The following is an 18,858-nucleotide window of genomic DNA, read 5'->3' on the forward strand; positions in this document are numbered from 1 at the left end:
CGGCTCCCAACCCCCTCGCAGCGTGGTCGGTGGTGGTGGTCGGCCCGCCGGTCGCCTGGCTCCTGTGGGTCTCGTGGAGCGAGGACAAGGCGAGCGATGCCGTCCACGTCGCCTGGTTCGCCACGGTGGCCGCGTCCTGGATCGTCGCCGGGGCGCTCGTCGGCCGGCGCAGCACCCGCGTCCGGATCGCCGCCGTGGCCGTCGTCTCGGCGCTGGCGACGCTCTTCGGCTGGTGGTCCTCCCAGGACGAGAGCGGGTTGTTCGTGGTCGGCCTGATCATCGCGACGCCGTTCCTGCTGCTGATGTCGCTGCCGCTGCTGTGGATCGGGAACGCGTGGTCGCTGCACGTCCGCTCGCGCAGCAAGGGTCGCCCCGCGCCGTGAGCGGGCGGACCGGACTCAGCGCGAGGACCGCGCCGTACGCCCCTTCGTGACCCCGACGAACGTCTGGGTCACCTCGTCGTCGCGCTCGATGCGCCACACGAGCGCGATCGTCGTGGGGTCGAGGTCGGTGACGACTCGCGTGACGACGTCCTTGCGCTGGTGCAACCGCGCCACCGACATCGGCAGGATCACGACGCCAGTCCCGGCGGCGGCGGTCTCCACGGCCTCCCGCTCGGTCATCGGCGGCCAGTCCAGCTGCTCGGCGGCGGGCCGCCACCCACTCGCGTGAGGGCGTACGAGCTGCTCGTCCGCCAGGTCCGGGGTGGTCACCTCGGGATCGGCGGCGGCCAGGAGGTGGTCGCGGGAGGCGACGACGACCGGCAGCTCGTCGTAGAGGCGCACGCAGTGGAGCCCGTCGGTGGTGACGGGGAGCCGGACCAGCGCCATGTCCAGGCTGCCGTCGAGCACGCCGTCGAGCTGGTCGGACTCCGTGAGCGGAACCAGCTCGAGGGGTTCGCGCCGCTGGTCGCGCCAGCTGCGCGCCCACTTGTCGGGGGTCGCACCGGTGACGAAGCCGACGCGCAGGGGGGCGATCATGCGACGACCCTACGGCGGTCGCACGCGCGGTCAGGTCCGTGGGCTGCAGCTCGTCGAGGAGCGCCGGAGCGCCCGGCTGCCACGGAAAGACTCCGGACGTCGCCGGCCACATGACCACCAGCGCCTCCGGCGGTCGGCGGTGGGACCGGTCCGCACGAGCGCCGACCGACGTAGCACTCAGCGTGGGTGTGCCACCGCGGCGAGCGAACGCGCCCATGCCCGCGCCCTGTCCAGCTCTCCCTCGAGCAGCGGCCCGGGCACGTCCTCGACGTAGAACGACTCGACCGCGACCACGTGTCCGAGGCCGCGCCGCACCACCATCTTGCCGGCCACACGTGCCGCCGATCCCGGGAGCCGGCGCACCTTGGCGACCCGGGTGTCGTAGGCCGCCACGGCGACGTGCGGGGTCCGGGGCAGGCCGGCCAGCCACTCGCGGATGCCGCGGATCTCGTGACCGTGCGCGGCGCCCTGTGCGACGGCGTCGCGTCGCGTGCCCGCGCGGCTCATGGAGAAGGCGTGGGTGGGGCCGCCGACGACGAGCAGGTCGACGTGGGCCGGCAGCGGTGTGGGTGCGTCCGCCACGTCGACCACCTCCACGTGGCCGGGGAGGTCCGCGGCGACAGCCTCCGCGATCGCGCGGGTGTTGCCGAACATGGACTCGTGCACGACGAGCGTGGTCATGACGGGTCTCCTTCCTCGAGGGTCGACGGGTGGCGCGGGTCGATCGACCGCAGCCAGCGCAGGGCCAGCCAGGTGCTGGCCGCGAGCAGCAGGAGGCTCGGACCCGCATCGGGACCGAGGTGGACCTCGGCGCCGGTCGCGAGCGAGAGCAGGGGCCCGGCCCAGAGGGCGGTGAAGAGCGTGACCACCTTGATGAGGGCGACGACCGCGAGGGCCGGCGCCGCGCGGTGACGCCGCAGCAGCAGCACGCCGACGAGCACGACCAGTGGCAGGACGATCGCCAGGTCGAGCCAGAAGACCGGGTAGGGCGTGCCGCCCACGCCCTCGGGCTCTGGACGTGCCCCGCCGAGGGCGAAGGGGAGCAGGGCCGAGAGCCACAGCCCGGAGAACAGGATGCCGGTGACCACGAGCATCCAGCCGGTGCCGGTCGTGAGCGCGCTGGAGGCGCTGCTGGCTGGCGGGCGGGAGAGGACCCGGACCAGTCCGGACACCAGGCCGGAGCCGGCGAGCCCCACGATCAGGACGTAGACGAGGAACATGCGGTTCATCGGCACGCCGGTGACGTAGATGAGGTAGCTGTAGGTGAGGTAGCCCAGCAGGCCGATCCGGACCAGCAGGATCGTGGTGGAGGCGCGGCGGACGACGAGGAGGAGCAGGACGGCGACGACGATGCTGCACGCGTCCTGGGCGCGGGCACCGAGGACCGTCGCCTCGGGCAGCGACCGGTACGGCGACTCGGCCACGAGGCCGTAGACCGAGGCCACGACGACGCAGCCGGCGAGCACGACGCTCGACCACACCGTCGACGGGCCCAGCGCCTCGTGGCTCGTCCGCGGACCGGTGCCCGACGTGGCCGGCGTACGCCGTCGCGCCGCGACAGGCGGTGGCGCCGAGGTGAGCGCGGGCCAGTCGGCACGGGCGGTCGGGACGAGCGCGGCCAGCACCGGGATGCTCCACAGCCAGAAGCCGAGGCCGAACGACATCAGCAGGACGTGGAAGCCCAGCACGCCCGCCCACCCGACCCGGGCGGCCGGGCCGCCACGCAGCAGGAGCAGGCCGAGGACGACCTCGCCCGCGGCCAGCAGCAGGATCCAGACCAGGGGGTGCGCCATCACCACCTGCTGCCAGGCGTCGGCGACGAAGGACCAGAAGGAGCCGTCGGCGAAGGTGCGGTAGGTCTCGGCGTCCGCGAGGGCGATGCCGGCGTTGATGCCGCCCATGACGAGGTAGGAGCCGCCGACGAACCGACGGACGGCAGCCGCGCGTGCGCTGCCCGTGCCGGCGGCGTGGACCGCCGTGCCGCGTTCGATCGTGGTGCTCACCGGTGCCTCCTGCGTCCAACACCAGCCTCCTGCAGTCCGGCAGCGCGGTGCAGGGGCGAGTGGCGCGGGTGCGGAGGACCTAGGTCCCGGCCTTGCGCTTGTCCTTGCCGGCGTCGCCGTAGGACGAGACGACGGAGATGCTCAGCGGGAAGTCCACGGCGAAGTCGCGGAAGACCAGTCGTCCCGCGCCCGCAGCGGCCTGCTCGAGCTCGGCGGCGACGTCGTCCGCGAGTGCGGCCGGGGCGTGCACCACGACCTCGTCGTGGAGGAAGAGGACCAGGTGCGGACGCCGGTCGATCGCGCCGGTGCCGCCGAGGCGCCACAGCCGGTTGCGAAGGTCCGCGATCCAGCACAGCGCCCACTCCGCGCCCGTGCCCTGCACGACGAAGTTGCGGGTGAACCGGCCGTAGGCCCGCCGCCGGCGGTCGAGCGCCTGGAGGTCGGACGGTGGTCCGTCGGGCTCCTCGTCCCAGGACCCGCCCAGGGAGGGGGATCCACGTCCGAGGAGGGTCCGGACCACCTGGCCGCGCTCGCCGGCTCGCGCGGCCTCGTCGACCAGGGCGAAGGCGGCGGGATAGCGCCGCGTCAGCCCCGCGACCATACGTCCGCTCTCCCCGCTGGTGGCGCCGTACATCGCGCCGAGCAGGCCGAGCTTGGCGTCCTGCCGGGTCGCGACGGCGCCGTCGGCCACCATGCCCTGGTAGAGGTCGGCGCCCTGGGCGGCCCGCGCGAGCGCGGAGTCACGACTCATCCCGGCGAGCACCCGGGGCTCGAGCTGCGCGACGTCGGCGACCACGAGCACCCACCCCTCGTCGGCGACCGCGGCGGAGCGCACCTGCACGGGGAAGGACAGTGCGCCACCGCCGTTGGACGACCAGCGACCGGTCGAGGAGCCGGCCGGCTGGTAGGACGGGCGGAACCGGTCGCCGCTGACCCACTCGTCGAGCCACGTCCAGCCGTTGGTCTGGAAGAGATGGGCGAGCTTCTTGTAGCGCAGCAGCGGCTCGATGGCCGGGTGGTCGACCTGGCGGAGCGTGGACGCCCGGATGTCGGGCACGTCGACACCCGCCCGTCCCAGGGCGTCGAGCAGGTCGGTCCGCGACTCGGGGTTGAGGCCGGGGGCACCGAAGGTGCGGCGCACCTCGGCGACGAGCTCGTCGAGCACCGGCGGCAGCGCGTCGCGCAGGGGACGCGGGCCGAGGAGGTCGGTCAGCAGCCTCTCGTGCAGCTCGGTGCGCCACGGCACCCCGGCGTACGTCATCTCGGCTGCGGCCAGCGCCCCCGCGGACTCCGCCGCGAGGAGCAGCCCGAGCCGGGTGGCCTCGGTGGACGCGGCGACCGCGGCGAGCTGGCGGGCGTCCTCGAGGTCGGCCCGCAGGTGCTCCGAGGTCTCGTCGGCGGCGAACAGGGTGGGGTGGGCCGGCGCTGCTGCGGGACCCAGCCGGTCCCAGTGCGCCGACTCGTCGCCGTCGAGCAGGCGTCCGTCCACAGCAGGGGCGCGGCGCAGCACGCGCCGGCACAGCCGCAGGTCGTGGCAGCGAGCGACCCGCACCCCCGCGGCGAGCAGCGGGGGATACCACCGGGCGGTGTCGTCCCAGACCCACCTCGGGGCCACGGCCGGATCGTCCTCGCGCGCCCGGACGTACGCCGGCAGCGCGGCGAGGTCGAGCTGGTCCTCGACGCCGCCCCCGGTGATGAGCACGCGCTCGCCCGGCAGGCGGGAGAGCTGGACCCGGGTCATGGGGACACCCTCTCCCACGGCACCGACGTCGAGGCCCCCGTGGTCCACCCGGATGATGGACGCGTGCTGCACCGACATCCCTTCCTCAGCCTGCTGACGCTGGCCTACCTCGGCTTCGTCGGGCTCGTCACCCTGGTCCCGGCATCGGAGCAGCCCGACTACTACGGCCTCGCCGCGCGTGTCCTGGCCCGGCTCGAGCGCTACCCCGACCTCGACCCGCTGACCAGCAGGCTGAACGTGGACCGGATCGAGTTCCTCGCCAACATCGGGCTCTTCGTCCCGGTGGGAGTCTTCCTCCTGCTGCTCGTGGGCGCCCGTCTGTGGCCCGTCGCGATCGTGGTCGGCATCGTGCTGACGTCGATGATCGAGAGCGCCCAGCGCGCGATCCCCGGCCGGGTGCCGGACCCGCGCGACGTGGCCGCGAACTCGATCGGCACCTTCGTCGGAGTCGCGCTGGCGCTCGTGCTGACCCTCCCCGCCACGCTCAGGCGCAGGCGCGAGGCCCGCGCCCGCTGACCCCCGCGGCCGAAGGGCCCCCGTGGTCGGGACGATGGGCACTGCCCGCGAACCGCCGCGCTCCCTAGCGTCGGGGCATGGCGACCCTCGACGGCCACGGCCCGACCCTGTCCCCCCGCGTACCGGTCGGCACCCCCGGGCACGCGGGGGAGCTCGACGAGCTCCTCGACCTGACCGACGAGCTCCGCAGGGAGGGCGAGGAGGCCGACGACCGGCCCGAGCCCGGCGGCGTACCTCCGTGGCGGCAGGGCTACCCCTACGCCTCCAAGCTGAGCCGTCGCGACTACGAGCACACCAAGCGGCTGCTGCAGATCGAGCTGCTCAAGCTCCAGGCGCACGTGAAGGACACCGGCCAGAAGGTCGCGATCCTCTTCGAGGGCCGCGACGCCGCCGGCAAGGGCGGCGCCATCAAGCGGTTCATGGAGCACCTCAATCCTCGCGGCGCCCGGCTCGTCGCGCTCAGCGTGCCGACCGAGCTCGAGAAGTCGCAGTGGTACTTCCAGCGCTACGTCGCCCACCTGCCGAGCGCCGGGGAGATCGTGCTCTTTGATCGGTCCTGGTACAACCGCGCCGGGGTCGAGCGGGTGATGGGCTACTGCACCCCGGTCCAGTACCTCAACTTCATGCGCGAGACGCCGGACTTCGAGCGGATGCTCACCCATGCCGACATCCACCTGGTGAAGCTGTGGTTCTCGGTCTCGCGCGCCGAGCAGGCGGCCCGTTTCGCCGCGCGGTCGTCCGACCCGGTCCGGCAGTGGAAGCTGTCGCCGACCGACCTGGCCAGCCTCGACAAGTGGGAGGCCTACACCGACGCCAAGGAGGCGATGTTCTTCCACACTGACACCGGTGACGCTCCGTGGACCGTGATCAAGTCCAACGACAAGAAGCGCGCCCGCCTGGAGGCGATGCGGGTCGTGCTCTCGCAGCTGGACTACCCGCAGAAGGACCGTGACGTCGTCGGCACGCCCGACCCGCTGCTGGTGGGCCCTGCCGCCCGCGTCCACGAGGACGACGAGGACCCCGCACGGTTCTTCCCGCCGATCGAGTCGCTGGGGAGGTGAGCCCCGTGGCCGCGCACGCGTCGCTGACCTTCCTGGGTGCGGTCGACACCGTCACCGGGAGCAAGTTCCTGCTGGAGGCGGACGGGACGCGGGTCCTGGTCGACGCCGGCCTCTACCAGGGCCTGGCGACCCACCGCCGCCGCAACTGGGAGCCGCTGCCGGTCGATCCCCGCACGATCGACCACGTGCTGCTGACCCACGCCCACCTCGACCACACCGGCTACCTGCCACGCCTGGTGAGGGACGGCTTCGCCGGGCGTGTGACCTGCACGCGGACCACGGCCGAGCTGGCTTCCATCGTGCTGCGCGACAGCGCACACCTCCAGCAGGAGGACGCGAGGTACGCCAACACCGCAGGCTTCTCCAAGCACCGTCCGGCCCTCCCGCTCTACGACGACCACGACGTGGAGCGTGCGCTCGCCCTCATCGACCCGGTCGAGCTCGACACCGACGTGGCGCTCGCGCCCGGTATCGAGGTGCGGCTCGCGTGCGCCGGCCACATCCTCGGCTCGGCGACCGTCGACGTGCACCTGGGGGAGTCGCGCGCGTCCTTCAGCGGTGACCTGGGTCGTCCCCACCATCCGCTGCTGCGCCCGCCGGAGGATCCGCGCGCCGCGGACACCCTCGTGGTGGAGTCGACGTACGGCGACCGCATGCACCCCGCGCCGGACCCGGACGAGCTCGCCGACGCGATCTGCCGCACGGTCGAGCGGGGCGGATCGGTGCTGATGCCGGCCTTCGCCGTCGATCGCACCGAGCTGGTCCTCCTCGAGCTCCGGAGGCTGGTGGGAGAGGGGCGGATCCCCGATGTGCCCGTCTTCGTGGACAGCCCCATGGCACTCGCCGCGCTCGAGGTCTACCGCCGTGCGGCGACCCGGGGCGCTCCCGAGCTGCGCCCGGAGGCGCGCGCGCTGATGGCCGACCTCGACGCCGGCGTGCAGGGTGTCCACGACCCCGAGGCCTCCATGCGGCTGAACCGCCCCGGACGGTCCAGCATCGTCATCTCGGCGTCGGGCATGGCGTCCGGCGGGCGCGTGCTGCACCACCTCGCGCACCAGCTGCCCGACCGCCGCAACACGGTCCTCCTCACCGGCTACCAGGCCGACGGCACCCGAGGGCGGCAGCTGGCTGAGGGAGCACAGCAGGTGAAGATCCACGGCCGCTACGTCCCCGTCCGCGCCGAGGTGGTGGCGCTGACGGGCTTCTCCGTGCACGCCGACGCGCGGGAGACCCTGGAGTGGCTCGGTCGCGCGCCGCGCCCGCCGCGGACCGTCTACGTCGTCCATGGCGAACCTGCCTCATCGGCCGCCCTCGCCCGCAAGATCTCCACCGAGCTCGGGTGGACGGCTGTCGTGCCGTCCTACCGCGAGCGCGTCCTGGTGGGATGAGGGGCTGCCCGGCCCGACGGGGTGACGCATCCGCGACAACGACGAAGCCCCAGGTCAGGGACCTGGGGCTTGTGTGTCGAGCTGGTGTCCGAGGGGGGACTTGAACCCCCACGCCCTAATACGGGCACTAGCACCTCAAGCTAGCGCGTCTGCCAATTCCGCCACCCGGACGAGTGCTGGGAAACAGTAGCAAAGCGGCTCCCCACCAACGAATCGGGGCTGCTGCTTGCTCGTGGGGCAGGATGGACGGCATGGAACAGGCGCCCACCGACCCCTCGGCAGTCAGCTCGCCGGTCCGTTCGTACGACCCCGCGAAGGAGGTCGTGCAGCTGTGCCAGGACCTGATCGCGATCGACACCTCCAACTACGGCACCGACGACGGGCCGGGAGAGCGCAAGGCCGCCGAGCACGTCGCCACGCTCCTCGACGAGGTCGGCATCGAGAGCCGGATCATCGAGGGTCGACCGGGCCGGGCCAACGTCGTCGCACGCTGGGGCGGCGGCGACGGCCGCGCCCCGCTGCTGCTGCACGGGCACCTCGACGTCGTGCCCGCCGAGGCGTCGGACTGGCAGGTCGACCCCTTCGCCGGGGAGATCAAGGACGGTCAGGTCTGGGGCCGGGGCGCGGTCGACATGAAGGACTTCGACGCGATGCTGCTCAGCGTCGTGCGAGCCCGGGCGGCTGCCGACGCCGCACCCGACCGCGAGGTCGTGCTCTGCTTCACCGCCGACGAGGAGGCGGGCGGCCACCACGGCGCCGGGATCCTCGTCGACCAGCACGCCGACCTGTTCGCCGACTGCAGCGAGGCGGTCGGCGAGGTCGGCGGCTTCTCCGCGACCGTCCGGGGCCGCCGGGTCTACCTCATCGAGGCGGCCGAGAAGGGCATGGCGTGGATGCGCCTGACCGCCCGCGGCCGCGCGGGCCACGGCTCGATGATCAACGGCGACAACGCCGTCACCCGGCTCGCCGGCGCGGTCGCGCGCATCGGCGCGCACCAGTGGCCGGTGCGGCTCACCCCCACGATGGAGGTGCTGCTGGCCACCGTCGGTGAGCTGGCCGGCACCGAGGCGACCCCGGAGAACGCCGAGGCCCTGGTCGAGGAGTTCGGCGACGCGGCCCGGATGCTCGGGGCGGTCATCCGCAACACCGCCAACCCGACGATGCTCAAGGCCGGCTACAAGACCAACGTCATCCCCACCGAGGCGCACGCGACGATCGACGGACGCTTCCTGCCCGGCTACGAGGACGAGTTCTTCGCCACCCTCCACGAGCTCGCCGGCGACGGCATCGAGTTCGACTTCGAGTCCAAGCAGGACCCGTGGGAGACGCCGTACGACGGCGACCTGGTCACCGCGATGAGCCGCAGCCTCCTCGCCGAGGACCCCGACGCCCTCGTCGCCCCCTACCTCATGAGCGGCGGCACCGACGCCAAGCACTTCCGCAGGCTCGACATGCGCTCCTACGGCTTCGCGCCGTTGCGCCTGCCCGCCGAGCTCGACTTCACGGCGCTGTTCCACGGCGTGGACGAGCGGGTCCCGGTCGACGCGTTGGAGTTCGGCGCGCGTGTCTTCGACCGCTTCCTCGACCAGGTCTGACGCGACACGGTCAGCGGGTGTCGCGCACGTCACCACCGGACACCCCCCAGGGAATGACGCGCGCTGTGGCACAGTTGCGTCCACGAAGAGCTTGCGTGCTCTGGGGGCGGTGGAACTCCGCACCGGCGGTCACAGTCCGCGACCCGACCACATCCAGTGGCCGGTTGACCAGGTGGAACTCCTGGACCGACGGTCACAGTCCGGATGAGAAGTGCACGCTGGCGGCTCCACGCCCTCCCGCCCCGGCGAGGGGCGTACGCCGTCGCCCGCCCCCCGGAGTCCCACCACGGACCGGAGGCGGAGATGACGACGACCAGCGAGGCGGAGCGGCGCGCCATGCAGCGTGCGCTGGCGCTCGCCGTCACCCCGGGCGTGCCGCTCGGTCCGAACCCCCGCGTCGGCTGCGTGCTGCTCGCAGCCGATGGCGCCACGATCGCTGAGGGGTTCCACCGTGGCGCCGGCACGGCCCACGCGGAGGCCGCCGCGCTCGCGGAGGCCGGTGACGCCGCCCGGGGTGCGACCGCTGTGGTCACCCTCGAGCCGTGCAACCACACCGGTCGCACCGGGCCGTGCAGCGAGGCGCTCGTCGCCGCAGGCGTACGCCGTGTCGTCTACGCCCAGCCCGACGCCAACCCCGTCGCCGTGGGTGGTGCGGGACGGCTGCGCGAGGCGGGCATCGAGGTCGTCGGTGGCGTGATGATCGAGGAGGCACAGGCGATCAACCGCGCCTGGACCTTCGCCGTCGCCCGGCGGCGTCCCTTCGTCACGTGGAAGTTCGCCACCACCCTCGACGGCCGCAGTGCCGCCCCCGACGGCACCAGCCGCTGGGTCTCCAGCCGCGCTGCCCGGCTCGACACCCACCGCCTCCGCGGGCTCTGCGACACGATGCTGGTCGGCACCGGGACGGTCGAGGTCGACGACCCCGAGCTCACCGTCCGGGACGAGGTCGACGAGCCGGTCGCGGTGCAGCCGCTGCGCGCGGTGATGGGGTTGCGCGACCTCGGCCCCGACCGCCGCATCTTCAACGACCGCGCCGAGACGGTGCACCTGCGCACCCGCGACCCCGGGGAGGCGCTGGCCCGGCTGCACGAGCTCGACCGCCAGCACGTCTTCCTCGAGGGCGGACCCGCGCTCGCCCGCGCGTTCCTGTCCGCCGGCCTCGTCGACGAGGTCGTCGCCTACGTCGCGCCGATGCTGCTCGGCGCGGGCACCAGCGCCGTCGCGGACCTCGGCATCACCACGATCGCCGACGCCCTGCACCTGCACGTCACCGACGTGGCGGTGCTCCAGGGCCACGACGGCGAGGACACCAACGTGCGGCTGACCATGAAGCCGCTCACGACCCCCAGGAGGGCCTGATGTTCACCGGAATCGTCGAGGAGCTCGGCACGATCGCCGAGGTCACCGACCAGGGAGACGCCATCCGGCTCACGATCGAGGCGTCCACCGTGCTCGATGGCACCGTCCTGGGTGACTCGATCTCGGTCAACGGCTGCTGCCTGACGGTCGCCGAGCTCGGGGAGGGCCGGTGGACCGCCGACCTGATGCAGGAGACCCTCGACAAGACCTCGCTGCGCGGCGCGGCCCCCGGTGACCGGGTCAACCTCGAGCGCGCCGTGACCGTCGACAAGCGCCTGGGTGGCCACATCGTGCAGGGCCACGTCGACGGGGTCGGCGAGATCGTCTCCCGCTCGCCCAGCGAGCACTGGGAGGTCGTCGAGGTCTCGCTGCCCGCCCACCTCGCGCGCTACCTCGTCGACAAGGGCTCGATCACCGTCGACGGGGTGAGCCTCACCGTCGTCGAGGCGGGGGAGTCCTCCTTCACCGTCAGCCTCATCCCCGAGACCCTCGCCCGCACCACGCTCGGCTCGCGCCGTCCCGGTGACCTGGTCAACCTCGAGGCCGACGTCATCGCCAAGCACGTGGAGAAGCTTCTCGGCGCCCATGCCTCCACCCACCTCCCGGCCCACGTCCAGAAGGACTCCTGATGCCCCTGATCGAGTGGCTCCTCGACGGCACCATCCCGGTGCCCGGCGGGGAGCTCAGCGCCCGGGAGGTCGTCGGCAACCTCTTCGGCCTCGCCAGCGCGATCCTCGGGATGAGGCGCGTGGTGTGGGCGTGGCCGGTCGGCCTGGTCGGCAACGTCCTGCTCTTCACGGTCTTCGCGACCGGCGAGCTCTCCGGCGCCGTCGCCGAGCCGCTGTGGGGACAGGCCGGTCGCCAGGTGTTCTTCGCCGCCGTCTCGCTCTACGGCTGGTGGCGCTGGTCCCGGCTGCGCGACGCAGGCGGCGCGTCCGACGGTGGCGCCATCGCCCCGCGGTGGGCGACCGGTGCCGAGCGGGTCCAGCTGCTCGTGCTGGGCGTCGTCGGCTACGCCGCGGCGTACGTCGTGCTCCAGCGGATCGGTTCGTGGGGTCCGAGCACCGAGGCGTGGATCCTGGCCGGCTCCGTGCTCGCGACCTACGGCATGGCGCGCGGATGGGTGGAGTTCTGGCTCGTCTGGGTCCTCGTCGACGTCGTCGGCGTGACCACCCTCGTCCAGGCCGGCTACTACCCGACGGCGGGGATGTACCTCGTCTACGCCGTCTTCGTCGTCATCGGCTTCGTGGTCTGGCTCCGCGCCAGCCGCACCGTCGTCGAGTCCAGCGGTACCGAGAAGGCCGAGGAGGTCGTCGCAGCATGAGCACCACTCCCGACAGCAGGGTCAGGCTCGACCCCGTCGAGCGCGCCGTCGCCGACATCGCGGCCGGCAGGGCCGTCGTCGTCGTCGACGACGAGGACCGTGAGAACGAGGGCGACATCATCTTCGCCGCTGCGAAGGCGACGCCGGAGCTGATGGCCTTCACGATCCGCCACTCCAGCGGCGTGATCTGCGTGCCGATGCCCGGCGACATGCTGGAGCGTCTCGAGATCCCGCTGATGACCCCGCACAACAAGGACAAGCTGCGCACGGCGTACACGATCTCGGTGGACGCCCGCGACGGTGTCAGCACCGGCATCAGCGCCGCGGACCGCGCGCACACCGCCCGCACGCTCGCCGACTCGGCCACCGAGCCGTGGGAGCTGACCCGGCCCGGGCACGTCTTCCCCCTGCGCTACCGCGAGGGTGGCGTGCTCGTGCGCCGCGGGCACACCGAGGCAGCCGTCGACCTCGCCGTGCTGGCCGGCCTGACCCCGGCCGGCGTGCTCGTCGAGGTGGTGAACGACGACGGCACGATGAAGCGGGGGCCCGAGCTGCGGGAGTTCGCCGACGAGCACGGGCTCGCGATGATCTCGATCGAGGACCTCGTGCGCTACCGCCGGCGGCACGAGCGCCACGTCGAGCGGGTCGCGCAGACGCGCCTGCCCACGCGACACGGCGACTTCACCGCCTACGGCTACCGCATCACCATCGACGGCAGCGAGCACGTCGCGCTCGTGCACGGTGACATCAGCGGTGACGAGCCGGTGCTGACCCGGGTGCACAGCGAGTGCCTCACCGGTGACGTCTTCGGCAGCGAGCGCTGCGACTGCGGTCCCCAGCTCGACGAGGCCCTCGCCCGGGTCGTCGCCGAGGGCCGGGGAGTGGTGGTCTACCTCCGCGGCCACGAGGGCCGCGGCATCGGCCTGGTCGCCAAGCTGCAGGCCTACCAGCTCCAGGACGGCGGGCGCGACACGGTCGACGCGAACCTCGACCTGGGCCTGCCCGCCGACGCACGCCACTACGGCACCGCGACGCAGGTCCTGCGCGACCTCGGGGTCTCCTCGGTGCGCCTGATGACCAACAACCCCGACAAGACCGCCAGCCTCGAGGACTTCGGGATCACGGTGGCCGAGCGGGTCCCGCTCACGCCGCACCCCAACGACCACAACCTCACCTACCTGCTGACCAAGCGCGACCGGATGGGGCACGACCTGCCCGACCTGGTCGGAGACGAGCCCCTGCACGAAGGAGGACGCCCATGAGCGGCGCCGGAGCACCCACGTCCCAGCCCTTCGACGCGAGCGGCCTGAAGGTCGCCGTTGTCGCGGCGAGCTGGCACACCCAGGTCATGGACGGACTGGTGGGCGGCGCCGAGCGCGCGCTGGCGGCGTACGGCATCACCGAGCCGGAGGTGGTCCGGGTCCCCGGCACCTTCGAGCTGCCGGTGGTCGCCGCGGCCCTGGCCCACGAGGGGTACGACGCCGTGGTGGCGCTGGGGGTGGTGATCCGCGGTGGCACCCCACACTTCGACTACGTCTGCTCGGCCGCGACCGACGGCCTCACGCAGGTGAGCGTGGCGCACGCGGTCCCGGTGGGCTTCGGCGTGCTGACCTGTGACACCGAGGAGCAGGCGCTCGACCGGGCCGGGCTCGACGGCTCGTCGGAGGACAAGGGCTGGGAGGCCACCGCGGCCGCCCTCGACACCGCACGAGTCCTGCAAGGACTGCGCGGGCGCTGAGGGCCGTCGGTCAGGACGTGCGGTCGGTCGCGCCCTGGAGCCGATCGATGTGCTCGGAGGCCTGCGCCTTGGTGAGGTCGCCGGGAAGCTCCTCGCCGGCCTCGCGGGCGAGGGTGTCGAGGTAGCTGCGCTGCGCGCCCGTGATCGGCTCGTCGCCGGTGACCCACTCCTCGGGGTCCTTGCGGGTGGTGTCGCCCTGGGGGCCGCCCAGGGTGTCGGCGTCCGGGGTCTCGGGGACCCGGCTGTCGGTGGTGTCGGGATCCGAATGCATGTTCGATTCAGTCATGATGCGACTGTAGCCCGCGCACCGGCGAGGACAACCCTCCCGCGGGGTGGTCCGCACCCGGGACCGGCCGCAGCGCGCGGGGCGCCGCGCCGTAGGCTTGTCCCTCGTGAAGACGTTCGAGGAGCTGTGGGCAGAGCTGTCCACCAAGGCCGAGGAGCGCCCCGAGGGCTCCGGCACCGTCGCCCAGCTCGACGCCGGCGTCCATGCCATCGGCAAGAAGCTGCTGGAGGAGGCCGCCGAGTCCTGGATGGCCGCCGAGCACGAGGGCAGGGACGCGACGGCGCTGGAGATCAGCCAGCTGCTCTACCACGCGCAGGTGCTCATGCTCGCCTCCGGACTGACCCTCGACGACGTCTACGCACACCTGTGAGCCACTGATGACCCTTCGCATCGCCGTCCCCAACAAGGGATCGCTGTCCCAGGCAGCCACCGACATCCTGCGCGAGTCCGGCTACCGCCAGCGCAGCGACTCCAAGGAGCTCGCGCTCGTCGACTCCGAGAACGACGTCGAGTTCTTCTACCTCCGCCCGCGCGACATCGCGCTCTACGTCGGCGAGGGCACCCTCGACGTCGGCATCACCGGCCGCGACCTGCTGCTCGACTCGGGTGCCAAGGCCGACGAGGTGATGGACCTCGGCTTCGGCCGCTCGCGCTTCCACTTCGCCGGCCCCGCCGGCCGCTACTCCTCCCTGGAGGACCTGCGCGGCCTGCGCATCGCGACCTCGTACGTCGGCGTGGTCGAGGACTACCTCTTCCGCCACGGCATCGACGCCTCCGTCACCCGTCTCGACGGCGCGGTCGAGACGAGCATCCAGCTCGGCGTCGCCGACGTGATCGCCGACGTGGTGGAGACCGGCACCACCCTGCGCGCTGCCGGGCTGGCGACCTTCGGCGAGGTCATCCTCGACTCCGCGGCCGTGCTGATCACCCGCGGTGACGTGGTGCACGACGACTTCGAGATCTTCCGGCGCCGCATCGAGGGCGTCCTGGTGGCCCGCAGCTACGTGATGATGGACTACGACATCGAGGAGGCAGACCTCCCGCGCGCGACCGAGCTCGCACCCGGGCGCGAGGGTCCGACCATCTCGCCGCTGGGCAAGGCCGGCTGGGTCGCTGTGCGGGTGATGGTGCCCCGGGCCGGGTCGCAGCGGCTGATGGACGAGCTCTACTCGATCGGCGCGCGCGCCATCCTGCTCACGGACATCCATGCCTGCCGCCTCTGAGCCGGTCGGTCGTGGCGACCTGCCCCGCACCTGGCGGCCGATGGGCGTGCGCTACGCGGTGGTCGGCTTCGGTCTGATGCTGTTCGTGGTGTGTGCCGCGGCGTGGTTCGGCTTCGACGAGTCCGTGCGTGACCGCTTCACGTGGCTCCAGCGGTTCACGCTGCTGGTGCTGGGCGGGTGCCTGGCCGCGTGCGGCTGGGCGCTGGGGCGTGCCCGCGTCACCGCGGAGCCTGACGCGCTGGTGGTCGTCAACGGGTTCCGGACGCGCCACCTCGCCTGGGAGCAGGTCGTCGCGATCCACCTCCCCGCCGGGGCACCGTGGGCCGTGATCGACCTGGCCGACGGCACGACGATCTCCGCCATGGCCTTCCAGGGCTCCGACGGCAAGGTCGCCCGCGACGGCGTGCGCCAGGTGCGGGCGTTGCTCGACCGCTAGACCGGCTGGAGGGCGTGGATGCCCCACGAGACCGACAGCTCGTCGCCGGCGCTCCCCGCAGGGGCGAGCGTGGTCAGGTCGGTACCGGAGTTGAAGGCGTCCGCCGGTGCGGTCATCGGCTCGACCGCGATCGCCGGCCGTCCGCCGTCGGCTGGCGGGGTGAAGACCTGGAGCCACCGGTGGCGATCGTCGACCCACAGCGCGACTCCGCGCCCGGTGCGCGGGTCGAGGAGCGTGACGGTGACGCGGCCGTCCTCGTGCCGGAGGTCGCCGAAGCCGTCGTCGAGCACCGTGTCGCCGATGCGGCGCGGGGTCGCGAAGTCGTACGCCCCGGCGACCGGCTCGGTGCCGATCGGCAGCCGGCGGTCGTCGACCACCAGCCGGGTACGCGCCGGCACCAGCAGCTCGAGGTCCTCGATGGTGGTCCCGACCGCGAGGTAGGGATGCGCCCCGCTGGCGTACGGCGCCGGCTCGGGTGCGAGGTTCGTGGCGGTCTGGGTGACGACGAGCCCGTCGGCGGTGAGGTCGTAGAGGACGTGCAGGTCCAGGGCCCACGGGTAACCGCTCTGGGCCATCACCCGATGCACGAGCGACACCGACGTGCCGGTGTGCTCCTCGACGGTCCATGAAGCCCACCGGGCCAGTCCGTGCGAGGCGTTGCCACGGGTGGGGTCGCTCAGGCCCAGCTGGTGCTCGCGACCGCCGAAGGAGTAGCGGCCGTCGCGGATGCGGTTCGGCCACGGCATCAACAGCTGCCCGCGACCCCCGCCGGACATCTCCGTGTCGGCGAAACCGTCCACCAGGTCGCGGCCGTGGTGGGACAGGGTCCGCAGGGCGGCACCGCTCTCGGTGACGACGGCGACGTAGCCGGCCGCGCGGATCTCGTACTGCTCGCCGCTGGGGAGGACCATGGCGGCCACCCTAGTGACGGACGTCAGCCGGTGGTGACGACGAGGTCCGCGTGTTCGCGGGTCCGCAGCCGGGCGAAGAGCTGCTCCTCGTCAGTGCGCCACTGCTCCCACTGCGGGCGCATGTGCTCGCCGTCGCGGGCCAACCCCCGCTCGAGCCGCAGGTCGGAGGCGGCCTCGACCCAGACCAGTACGCCGACCCGGTGGGCGACGGTCGGCGACCAGCACCCCACCCCCTCGAGCACGAGGAGCCCACCCGGAGCCACGGCGTGCCACTCGGCCCAGCCATCGGCGACCCAGTCCCAGCGGCGCCACCGGCCCACCTCGCCGACCGCCAGTGGGGCCAGCAGCCGCTCGAGCGAGCCGGCCAGGCCGGGGAGCCCCCGCCAGCCCTCGAGCAGCTCGTCGCAGTGCACCACCTGGGCGTGCGGGGCGAGGTCGGCGATCTCGGCTGCCAGGGTGGTCTTGCCGGACCCGGCCGGCCCGTCGATGCAGACCAGCCGTCCGGTGCCGAGCGTGGGCGGGGCGTCGAGCACCCGGCCGGCGACGAGGCCGGCGGTGGCACGGGGGTCGGTGCTGGAGTCAGAAGGCACGGTCGCAGCCGCGGTAGGACGGGACGACGTCGGTGACCACCCCGCCCCGGACCAGGTGCACGTCGCGCACGTGCTCGAACAGCTCGCCGGACTTGGCGTGGCGGAACCACACCAGGTCGCCGATGCGCAGGAGCGCGGCGGGGTGACCGGTGAGCGGCGTCTGCACCTCGCCGGCGCCTTCGAGCCCGGTCAGGTGCAGCCCCGGTGGAGCCCACGGCACCGGTGAGCGGTCCGCCCCGGTCGCGCCGCTGGCGATGAGGCCGCCGCCGTGCACCGTCGCGACGGCCGGCGTCGGCTTGCGGGTGACCCGCAGCCCGAAGTACGCCGCCGGGCGCGGCTCGAAACAGGCGTAGTGGTCGAAGATCCCGGGCACCAGCAGCCCCGACCCGGCCGCGATCTCGGTGACGGCACCGTCGGCGGCTGTCGCCTCGACCGAGCCGGACCCGCCGCCGTTCCAGAACTCCAGCTCCGCGACGCGCGACATCGCCTCCGAGATCTCGCGTCGCCGCACCTCGAGCTGAGCCATCGACGCCTGCTTGAGGCGGCGTACGAGCAGGGACCTGGTCCGCTGGTCCGGGACGTCGTCCTGGACCCCGGCCACCTGTCCCTCGTAGGTCATCACGCCGACGAGCCGGAACCCGTCGCGCTCGAGGACCTGCCGGGCCAGCGCCACGACGTCGGCGGTGTCGAACAGCGGGGAGCGTCTGGGTCCGATGTGTTGCCCGCCCAGGCGCAGGCCCGCGTCGAGGTCGAGGGCGATGCGGACCTCCACGTCGTCGACGACCCGTGCCGCGTCGACGACGTCGAGGTGCGCGGGGTCGTCGACCATCAACGTGATGGCGCCCGCGGCAGCGGGGGAGGCGAGGAGGCGACGCAGCGCGGCGACGTCGACCGAGGGGTAGGCCACGACGATGTCGTCGCTGACGCCTGTCTCGTGCAGCCACAGCGCCTCGGCGACGGTGAAGGCCAGGACGCCCGAGAAGCCGTCGTGGGCCAGGGCCCGCCGGACGAGCTCCGCGACCCGCAGCGACTTCGACGCGACCCGCAGCGGCTTGCCCCCGGCGCGGCGCACGAGGTCGGCGGCGTTGGCGTCGAACGCGTCGAGGTCCACCACCGCGATGGGGGTGGACGGCGGCTCGGGCAGGGCCGCGACCGCCTGGTCGAGCCGCGCCCACAACCGGTTGCGCTCGACGAGGTGGTCACTCACTCAATGCCCCGCTTGCGCAGCAGCGCCTCGATGTCGGCGAGGTCGTCGTCGACCGCGGGGCGACCCGCGGGACCGGGAGACGACGTGCGGGGGAGAGCGTCCGCGGCCTTGCGGTCGACGCGGCCCGGTGCAGCGCCCCCGCCCTGGGCGCGACCGAGCTGGCGGTCGCGCAGGAAGCCACTGACCACGAACAGGACGACGGCGAGGCCGGCCAGGCCCACACCCGCCCACGTGAAGACGTCGAAGACCAGCCCGGTGGCCCAGTCGGTGACCGACCCGGCGATCTCGACCACGACCTCCAGGGTCCCGGTGAGCCATGCGGCGGCCGGAAGGAGGGTGAAGCCGAGGGCGCGCAGCCCGTTGACCGCGCCCCTGCGTCGGAAAGCGATCCACGTCCAGATGCCTCCCGCGACGGTGAGTGCGGCGGTCAGAGCGGCCCACGTAGTCCCATCCACGGCCCCAGAGTCCCACAGCGCGCCACACCTCCGGGACAATGACGG

22 protein-coding genes, 1 tRNA gene and 1 riboswitch are annotated in these 18,858 nt (G+C 73.0%); of the genes, 13 read left to right on the top strand and 10 right to left on the bottom strand.

Going from position 1 to position 18,858, the window contains the following annotated elements; genetic code table 11:
- Nucleotides 1-29: 29 nt before the first annotated feature.
- The gene (locus tag K4G59_RS14770) at nucleotides 30-383 is read left to right on the top strand and encodes a hypothetical protein (protein ID WP_231251825.1); all 354 of its coding nucleotides are present in this window, start codon (nucleotides 30-32) and stop codon (nucleotides 381-383) included.
- Nucleotides 384-398: 15 nt separating this feature from the next.
- Here the strand turns inward: K4G59_RS14770 and K4G59_RS14775 are convergent, their stop codons facing one another.
- The 4 genes from K4G59_RS14775 to K4G59_RS14790 all read right to left on the bottom strand — a co-directional run bounded on the left by K4G59_RS14775 (nucleotide 399) and on the right by K4G59_RS14790 (nucleotide 4,724).
- Entirely contained in the window at nucleotides 399-980 is a 582-nt protein-coding gene (locus K4G59_RS14775) for a LysR substrate-binding domain-containing protein (RefSeq protein ID WP_231251826.1), read from the bottom strand.
- 177 nt (nucleotides 981-1,157) lie between these two features.
- Nucleotides 1,158-1,661: a flavodoxin family protein gene (locus tag K4G59_RS14780; RefSeq protein WP_231251827.1), complete on the bottom strand. Its 504-nt coding sequence runs from the start codon at nucleotides 1,659-1,661 to the stop codon at nucleotides 1,158-1,160.
- On the bottom strand, nucleotides 1,658-2,983 hold the full coding sequence (locus K4G59_RS14785) for a hypothetical protein (RefSeq protein WP_231251828.1): 1,326 nt from the start codon (nucleotides 2,981-2,983) through the stop codon (nucleotides 1,658-1,660). The genes K4G59_RS14780 and K4G59_RS14785 overlap by 4 nt, the downstream gene beginning before the upstream one ends.
- Nucleotides 2,984-3,062: 79 nt before the next feature.
- Nucleotides 3,063-4,724 carry a bifunctional 3'-5' exonuclease/DNA polymerase gene (locus K4G59_RS14790; RefSeq protein WP_231251829.1) on the bottom strand — a complete coding sequence of 554 codons (1,662 nt, stop codon included), beginning with the start codon at nucleotides 4,722-4,724 and terminating at the stop codon, nucleotides 3,063-3,065.
- A 63-nt stretch (nucleotides 4,725-4,787) separates the two neighbouring features.
- Between K4G59_RS14790 and K4G59_RS14795 the strand changes: the two genes are divergently transcribed.
- The 3 genes from K4G59_RS14795 (at nucleotide 4,788) to K4G59_RS14805 (ending at nucleotide 7,689) form a co-directional block, all read left to right on the top strand.
- Nucleotides 4,788-5,240 (top strand): VanZ family protein, encoded by a 453-nt coding sequence (locus tag K4G59_RS14795; protein WP_231251830.1) that lies wholly within the window; start codon nucleotides 4,788-4,790, stop codon nucleotides 5,238-5,240.
- 77 nt (nucleotides 5,241-5,317) lie between these two features.
- Complete coding sequence (ppk2, locus tag K4G59_RS14800) at nucleotides 5,318-6,301, top strand: polyphosphate kinase 2 (RefSeq protein WP_231251831.1); 984 nt, start codon at nucleotides 5,318-5,320, stop codon at nucleotides 6,299-6,301.
- 5 nt (nucleotides 6,302-6,306) lie between these two features.
- Nucleotides 6,307-7,689 (top strand): MBL fold metallo-hydrolase RNA specificity domain-containing protein, encoded by a 1,383-nt coding sequence (locus K4G59_RS14805; protein WP_231251832.1) that lies wholly within the window; start codon nucleotides 6,307-6,309, stop codon nucleotides 7,687-7,689.
- Nucleotides 7,690-7,771: 82 nt separating this feature from the next.
- Here the strand turns inward: K4G59_RS14805 and K4G59_RS14810 are convergent.
- Nucleotides 7,772-7,860: transfer RNA gene (locus K4G59_RS14810), tRNA-Leu, on the bottom strand.
- Nucleotides 7,861-7,940: 80 nt separating this feature from the next.
- On the opposite strand from K4G59_RS14810, the gene K4G59_RS14815 reads away from it, so the two are divergent.
- From K4G59_RS14815 to ribH, 6 genes are all read left to right on the top strand, one after another.
- A complete protein-coding gene (locus K4G59_RS14815; protein WP_231251833.1) occupies nucleotides 7,941-9,284 on the top strand; it encodes a M20/M25/M40 family metallo-hydrolase in 1,344 nt (447 codons plus the stop codon).
- A 91-nt stretch (nucleotides 9,285-9,375) separates the two neighbouring features.
- A riboswitch (FMN riboswitch) is annotated at nucleotides 9,376-9,505 on the top strand.
- A gap of 82 nt (nucleotides 9,506-9,587) precedes the next feature.
- Nucleotides 9,588-10,643 (top strand): bifunctional diaminohydroxyphosphoribosylaminopyrimidine deaminase/5-amino-6-(5-phosphoribosylamino)uracil reductase RibD, encoded by a 1,056-nt coding sequence (gene ribD / locus K4G59_RS14820; RefSeq protein ID WP_231251834.1) that lies wholly within the window; start codon nucleotides 9,588-9,590, stop codon nucleotides 10,641-10,643.
- Entirely contained in the window at nucleotides 10,643-11,272 is a 630-nt protein-coding gene (locus K4G59_RS14825; protein WP_231251835.1) for a riboflavin synthase, read from the top strand. Before ribD ends, K4G59_RS14825 begins: the two co-directional genes overlap by 1 nt.
- On the top strand, nucleotides 11,269-11,967 hold the full coding sequence (gene pnuC / locus K4G59_RS14830) for a nicotinamide riboside transporter PnuC (RefSeq protein ID WP_372461824.1): 699 nt from the start codon (nucleotides 11,269-11,271) through the stop codon (nucleotides 11,965-11,967). Before K4G59_RS14825 ends, pnuC begins: the two co-directional genes overlap by 4 nt.
- Complete coding sequence (locus tag K4G59_RS14835; RefSeq protein WP_231251837.1) at nucleotides 11,964-13,229, top strand: bifunctional 3,4-dihydroxy-2-butanone-4-phosphate synthase/GTP cyclohydrolase II; 1,266 nt, start codon at nucleotides 11,964-11,966, stop codon at nucleotides 13,227-13,229. The genes pnuC and K4G59_RS14835 overlap by 4 nt, the downstream gene beginning before the upstream one ends.
- Nucleotides 13,226-13,705 carry a 6,7-dimethyl-8-ribityllumazine synthase gene (gene ribH / locus K4G59_RS14840; protein ID WP_231251838.1) on the top strand — a complete coding sequence of 160 codons (480 nt, stop codon included), beginning with the start codon at nucleotides 13,226-13,228 and terminating at the stop codon, nucleotides 13,703-13,705. The genes K4G59_RS14835 and ribH overlap by 4 nt, the downstream gene beginning before the upstream one ends.
- Before the next feature lie 10 nt (nucleotides 13,706-13,715).
- Here the strand turns inward: ribH and K4G59_RS14845 are convergent, their stop codons facing one another.
- Nucleotides 13,716-13,991, bottom strand: a complete 276-nt coding sequence (locus tag K4G59_RS14845) for a DUF3072 domain-containing protein (RefSeq protein ID WP_231251839.1) — start codon at nucleotides 13,989-13,991, stop codon at nucleotides 13,716-13,718.
- 106 nt (nucleotides 13,992-14,097) lie between these two features.
- On the opposite strand from K4G59_RS14845, the gene K4G59_RS14850 reads away from it, so the two are divergent.
- The 3 genes from K4G59_RS14850 to K4G59_RS14860 are packed head-to-tail and all read left to right on the top strand — an operon-like array spanning nucleotide 14,098 to nucleotide 15,650.
- Entirely contained in the window at nucleotides 14,098-14,361 is a 264-nt protein-coding gene (locus tag K4G59_RS14850) for a phosphoribosyl-ATP diphosphatase (RefSeq protein ID WP_207081577.1), read from the top strand.
- A 7-nt stretch (nucleotides 14,362-14,368) separates the two neighbouring features.
- A complete protein-coding gene (hisG, locus tag K4G59_RS14855; RefSeq protein ID WP_231251840.1) occupies nucleotides 14,369-15,214 on the top strand; it encodes an ATP phosphoribosyltransferase in 846 nt (281 codons plus the stop codon).
- The gene (locus tag K4G59_RS14860) at nucleotides 15,198-15,650 is read left to right on the top strand and encodes a PH domain-containing protein (protein ID WP_231251841.1); all 453 of its coding nucleotides are present in this window, start codon (nucleotides 15,198-15,200) and stop codon (nucleotides 15,648-15,650) included. The genes hisG and K4G59_RS14860 overlap by 17 nt, the downstream gene beginning before the upstream one ends.
- On the opposite strand, the gene K4G59_RS14865 is transcribed toward K4G59_RS14860, so the two are convergent.
- From K4G59_RS14865 to K4G59_RS14880, 4 genes are read right to left on the bottom strand one after another with little or no spacing between them, the layout of a single operon-like run.
- On the bottom strand, nucleotides 15,647-16,561 hold the full coding sequence (locus tag K4G59_RS14865; RefSeq protein ID WP_231251842.1) for an aldose 1-epimerase family protein: 915 nt from the start codon (nucleotides 16,559-16,561) through the stop codon (nucleotides 15,647-15,649). The genes K4G59_RS14860 and K4G59_RS14865 overlap by 4 nt on opposite strands.
- 23 nt (nucleotides 16,562-16,584) lie before the next feature.
- Nucleotides 16,585-17,151 (bottom strand): nucleoside/nucleotide kinase family protein, encoded by a 567-nt coding sequence (locus tag K4G59_RS14870; protein ID WP_231251843.1) that lies wholly within the window; start codon nucleotides 17,149-17,151, stop codon nucleotides 16,585-16,587.
- The gene (locus tag K4G59_RS14875; RefSeq protein WP_231251844.1) at nucleotides 17,141-18,358 is read right to left on the bottom strand and encodes an amino acid deaminase/aldolase; all 1,218 of its coding nucleotides are present in this window, start codon (nucleotides 18,356-18,358) and stop codon (nucleotides 17,141-17,143) included. The genes K4G59_RS14870 and K4G59_RS14875 overlap by 11 nt, the downstream gene beginning before the upstream one ends.
- Nucleotides 18,355-18,813 (bottom strand): hypothetical protein, encoded by a 459-nt coding sequence (locus K4G59_RS14880; RefSeq protein WP_231251845.1) that lies wholly within the window; start codon nucleotides 18,811-18,813, stop codon nucleotides 18,355-18,357. Before K4G59_RS14880 ends, K4G59_RS14875 begins: the two co-directional genes overlap by 4 nt.
- Between the last annotated feature and the right edge of the window lie 45 nt (nucleotides 18,814-18,858).

This window comes from Nocardioides furvisabuli, assembly GCF_021083185.1.
In the GTDB taxonomy this organism is placed as follows: domain Bacteria; phylum Actinomycetota; class Actinomycetes; order Propionibacteriales; family Nocardioidaceae; genus Nocardioides; species Nocardioides furvisabuli.